This window comes from Carboxylicivirga linearis (genome assembly GCF_018271995.1).
Lineage (GTDB): Bacteria > Bacteroidota > Bacteroidia > Bacteroidales > Marinilabiliaceae > Carboxylicivirga > Carboxylicivirga linearis.
Genome location: NZ_JAGUCO010000051.1, coordinates 1 through 5,067, shown reverse-complemented (window position 1 = coordinate 5,067; position 5,067 = coordinate 1). Strand labels below are relative to the sequence as shown.

Annotated in this window: 6 protein-coding genes; all 6 read right to left on the bottom strand. The window is 33.3% G+C overall.

Annotated features, from left to right (window positions below):
* Nucleotides 1-200: 200 nt before the first annotated feature.
* The 6 genes from KEM10_RS23245 to KEM10_RS23220 all read right to left on the bottom strand — a co-directional run bounded on the left by KEM10_RS23245 (nucleotide 201) and on the right by KEM10_RS23220 (nucleotide 4,919).
* Nucleotides 201-743 (bottom strand): hypothetical protein, encoded by a 543-nt coding sequence (locus KEM10_RS23245; RefSeq protein ID WP_212220587.1) that lies wholly within the window; start codon nucleotides 741-743, stop codon nucleotides 201-203.
* Nucleotides 744-1,272: 529 nt separating this feature from the next.
* Nucleotides 1,273-1,782 carry a hypothetical protein gene (locus KEM10_RS23240; RefSeq protein WP_212220583.1) on the bottom strand — a complete coding sequence of 170 codons (510 nt, stop codon included), beginning with the start codon at nucleotides 1,780-1,782 and terminating at the stop codon, nucleotides 1,273-1,275.
* A 160-nt stretch (nucleotides 1,783-1,942) separates the two neighbouring features.
* On the bottom strand, nucleotides 1,943-2,431 hold the full coding sequence (locus KEM10_RS23235) for a DUF3592 domain-containing protein (RefSeq protein ID WP_212220580.1): 489 nt from the start codon (nucleotides 2,429-2,431) through the stop codon (nucleotides 1,943-1,945).
* 822 nt (nucleotides 2,432-3,253) lie between these two features.
* Entirely contained in the window at nucleotides 3,254-3,664 is a 411-nt protein-coding gene (locus KEM10_RS23230) for a hypothetical protein (protein WP_212220578.1), read from the bottom strand.
* Between the two features lie 187 nt (nucleotides 3,665-3,851).
* Nucleotides 3,852-4,697 (bottom strand): DUF6602 domain-containing protein, encoded by an 846-nt coding sequence (locus tag KEM10_RS23225; protein WP_212220575.1) that lies wholly within the window; start codon nucleotides 4,695-4,697, stop codon nucleotides 3,852-3,854.
* Nucleotides 4,698-4,745: 48 nt separating this feature from the next.
* Complete coding sequence (locus tag KEM10_RS23220; RefSeq protein WP_212220572.1) at nucleotides 4,746-4,919, bottom strand: hypothetical protein; 174 nt, start codon at nucleotides 4,917-4,919, stop codon at nucleotides 4,746-4,748.
* Between the last annotated feature and the right edge of the window lie 148 nt (nucleotides 4,920-5,067).

Genomic DNA, 5,067 nt, shown 5'->3' with positions numbered 1-5,067 from the left:
GAACCTTCTTACCATACAAGATGATTCCTTTTCTGACTACTTTTAGACAAACAGAGTAAAGGTTAAAGTTCCAATACCAGTTTATGGGCTATAACGTTTGCTGGATGAAGTCGTGGCGCGTATGTCGTGGTGTCGTGTCACCCGATAGGGGGACTAAGACAGTAGACAAAGGCGTCAGGACGAGTTAAACGAGCCATGCTTTATTCCAGCGGGTTAGCTGCTGTACTTTCGATCTCATTAGCAATATTTTCAATGCTTTCCGCCTTTTTTAAAAATAATTCGTCAAAGATGTCTGCTAAAAGCCATATAATGATGATTGCTATTACATTAATCTTAATGGCAAAATCTGGATCATCAGTGTTGATTGACATATTAAAAGTAGAAGTAATAATTCCAAAATTAAATTTAAGAGCATTTTCAAATCCTACTAACAAATTAATTCCAGATGTAAACTCATAAGCATAGCCTCCGATCTTAAAACTTACTAATTGTAAAAAGAAATTTATTACAGATAGTATTAGTCCTAATTTAACTGTTTTTTGTGCTGCCAAATACCTACCACTCACAATTGAGAATACACTTAAAAATATTCCTATTAATAAAATTAATAATATAGGTCCATTAATCGTTTGTGTCCTCATTAGAAGTCGTATTAATAGTCCTATTCCTGCAATTCCTCCAATTATTTCGATCCAACTAATTATCGAAGTTGTGATCTTCGTGTTTTTTATTCTGAATTTCATTTAAAATTGATCTGTATGTTTTTTGTATGGCAGCTAACGTTCTTGCGGTATGAAACGGTTGGGTTTTCGGAGCGCGTTCGTATCCACCGTGGAAAAAGTTGATGCGAGAACAAATGCTCGCAAACCACTGAACCCCAACTGTTTTATGACCACATGTTATGGCCAGTTAATTTTATTTCTCTTTCAAATGTAGTTAATAATATAATCAGTCCAATTAAGCAATTAATCAATGAAAATAGCCAAAATTCATAATCTGAGTAAATCAAATAAACAATCACTCTCTCAATTATCAAACTCAATGAAATAATCCTAAGAATCAATAATCGTTGATAAATCTTTTTGTAGAAAATTCCAATCAGTGAAATCAGTATGTAAATAATGAATTTTCCAATCTCCGACGATAATGGCGAAGGTGAAAAATAAAGAATAAAAATCCATGAATTAAGTTGCATTAGAGTATTTATCAATCCTATTACAATTAATCCAATCCGAAATAGTAAAGTTTTTTGTTTTGGATTTAGTTTTCTCATTACTTGATTTGAATCTCTAAAGTATTTGACAGTAAATTATAGTATCCTAAGCCAATGGTATATTTCCCTTTTGGAATTAGTCCATTCTCAATATAATCCTTAAATGCTGGTATACTCTGTAAAGCAACCTTGCCAGTTATCTTAGAATTAGGCTCGATAGATTTATAATAATCTTTGAGGTCTTTCTCGAAAAATAAAGTGGACGAATAATAAGTCCTTGTAGGATATTTACATATACTTGAATCATTTTCATCAAGAATCGAAGCTGTCATGCCCATCGGATGATTCCAATATTCTTTAATCAATATTTCTTGTGTACTATCTGAAACATTTAGAAAAGTATAATCAATCCAGATAGTGTCTCCCAGGTTGTATGATTCTCTGTCTGTGGTAATTTTTAAACGAATCTTTTTGGGAAGCTCTTTTCCATTCTCGTTGAAAATTATATTCTGGCTAAAGCTATTAATGCTCAGAATCAAACAACAAATAATCAAAATGTTACTTCTCATGCTGTGTCGCAGTTTAATTGGCCATAACGTTTGCTGGATGAAGTCGTGGCGCATTAGTCGTGGTGTCGTGTCACCCGTTTGGGATGACAGGACAGTAGACAAAGGCGTCAGGACGCGCAAACCTAGCCATGCTTTATTCCAGCGTGTTATGTGTAGGCTTTTATTTGTCAAAATATTTGATTATGAATTCAAAATTAGTCAGAACATATATGCTACATGCAAGTAAAACTGAACTTGCAAGGATTAATGAAATAACTTCTGGCTTTACTCCACGTTCAATTACTGCTTCTGATTCATTCATTGGGTCATAAAATACAGTCACTCTGCTACCTTTGGGATACTTTTCTATTATATTACGACTTTTAGACTTTTTGAAAGTCGAGGATGATGAACTTCCATAATAAATACGTGTTGAACAATATTCTTTTCCGTTAACTAAATATTTATACTCAACTTTAGGATTGTAAACTTTATCAGATTCTCCAAAGCTTTTAGTAATATCAAGTTCAGAATTTAATATTTCTCCTTCGGCGGATAGCCAATTCTTACTCGAATTTGCTTTAATTAATGATCTTAAATTAAAGATCAGAATAATAAGTCCAACAATTAGAGTTATTATTCCTGCAATCTGTAATGGGTGTAAAGTCATAATACTTTCCTATATAGTTTTTTAACTAAGCTGTACTTCAAGCTTACACATAACGTTTGCTGGATGAAGTCGTGGCGCGTTAGTCGTGGTGTCGTGTCACCCCCTAGGGGGACTAAGACGGTAGACTAAGGTGTCAGGACGAGGCGTACGAGCCATGCTTTATTCCAGCGGGTTAGCACCTGTAGTTTTTATTGCCTTAATATATAGTATTTCTGAATCCAATAAATCGAAATAGGGAAATAAAAGAGTTGGAAAAATCTCGAAAGATATCTCTTTGTCTTTCTAAATCCGTAGAAATATTCATTATCTATATTTTCATAGTCAACCATATTTTTGCTAATTATTCCATTACATATAAACCAAGTCAGAATGATGAGAATTGGTACAATTGGAATTGTCCAGTCTAGTATACTTTTGTCAAGATATTGATGTCCATAACCAATAGAAAACAAACTGAAAACGGATAATAATAAAAACGTGGAAAGAAAATTAAATAATCGAATGTCTTTCTTGTTTTTTAATATGGTATAAAGTCCGACTTGTCTTAGCCAAATTGTATAGAAAGGAAAAAATAGTCCAAATATCCAAAATGTCTTGGTAGGAGATAGATTAACTATCCAATTGGTTAGTCTATTTGTATTTAAAGTGTTCATATGCTTTCACTATAGGTGCTAACGTTTGCTGGATGAAGTCGTGGCGCGTTAGTCGTGGTGTCGTGTCACCCGATAGGGGGACTAAGACGGTAGACTAAAGTGTCAGGACGAGCAAGCTGCGCCATGCTTTATTTCCAGCGTGTTGGGCTTTCGTGCTTTCTTTTTTATGCTATTCAAATTCATCCAAGTCACTAATCTCAATTAAGGACGAAGTCGAATATAGTCTATGTGACAAGTTAATTAATGATTTTTTAGGTTTGCTGTTGGAATAAACCACCACCCACATCAAACCTTGACAGTTATTCTTTTCACAATAATAAGGATTCCTGTTAGGCATTATTGTTCTAAAATAGTCCTTTTTATTCACTGTATATTTATAAGTCAGATAAGGATTATTTTCAGCTCCCACTAAGTTAAAATCACTGAATGTTCCTATTGTAATGCTAAAGTCTTTTTTGATGAAGCTTTTATTTGATTCTTCTATGCTAGACTGCACAATAGCTCCAATGGAAAAGAACAAAACAATAAGTCCAACAATAACTAAATCTTTCTCCTTCTTTCTTACTAATTCAAAAAACATGTGTCCTCTTAAATTTTGTGTCTTTGGCTACTTAATTTCTAATTAGTCTTTAATAGATGTCTTAGTGATTCACCACTTATAATAATAAGTTGCCTCATGGCATGAAGCCCAACGGTCAGGCTATGAAGCGTTGGCTTGTGTTGCGCCTGCGGCAAGCCTATGCTTTATTAGCCATTGTTGCCAATAGTTATTTTTCACTTTGATTTAATCCTCCCTTCCAGTCCATTATGTAATTTGTTATTTCTGGATAGAGTATACTAATGGAAGACATGGCAAGAAAAAAATATGAAGAAAAATAATTAAAATGACAGTTCTTATTACTATCAGGTTTTACGAATCTATTTTTCAAAGCCTTTCCTCTATGAAATGGAAACATTAATGTTTTATCATTCTCATCAAAATAAGCGAAAAGCCCATCCTCAATACTCAATATTAAATTATGTTTTTGGTAAGGTTTGATGTCAGAATCATAAAGAATATTTATGTCGTGAACTAGATTTTCAATATTAAAATCAAGTTTTTTACAGATTAAAAAGCTAAATATACTATCATAATGATATTCGCTAGGAGAAAACTCACCATATGAGTCACGTTTTAATGCAACTGGTGTTTTTATACTTTCACGCATTATTTTATTCCTAGCCATTTTATTAATAGCCGTTTTAAAGTCAGCTTTTGATAGGTTAGATTTTATTTCACCAATTCCAACTGTTGTTTCTACAGGAAAAAATCTTTGTCTATCGCTATTTTCAATTAATGCAGTACTTTTAGCGTCATAAATAACAATATCACACTGAGTACTAATTTCATCCGAATCATTAATCAGAAATCCACTACTTATATCTAAATAATGGGGAGTTAATAATCTTAAAAAATCTTTACATACGCTTTCTCTATATGTTCCATATTCGCCAGGGTGAATTAATTTCTTTTCTTCAGCATTCCAAAACAAATCCTTAGAAGTCTTTTCAAATGCTAACCTAAAGTTCTCAACTTTTTCATCTAAAATAGATTGAAAAATTTTATTTCCCATTGTTCTTAATTTATATAGAGTTATTGGCTAAGCCCAAGTCTATTATAACTAAGCAAGAATTAAGTCTGATATTAAATAAGTTTCCATTCCCTGCCCAAACCTTTCAAAGTCACCAAACCCACAAACAGCATAACCATTCTTAATTTCAAACACTTGCATAACACCTTTAATGGCATCTATCTTTGAGTTCTTATGTCTTACTCTACTTCCTTTTTGTATCATGATAGTTTAGTTTTTAATTATTGGCAACGTTTGCTGGATGAAGTCGTGGCGCATTAGTCGTGGTGTCGTGTCACCCGATAGGGGGACTAAGACGGTAGACTAAAGTGTCAGGACGAGCCGACCGAGCCATGCTTTATTTCCAGCGTGT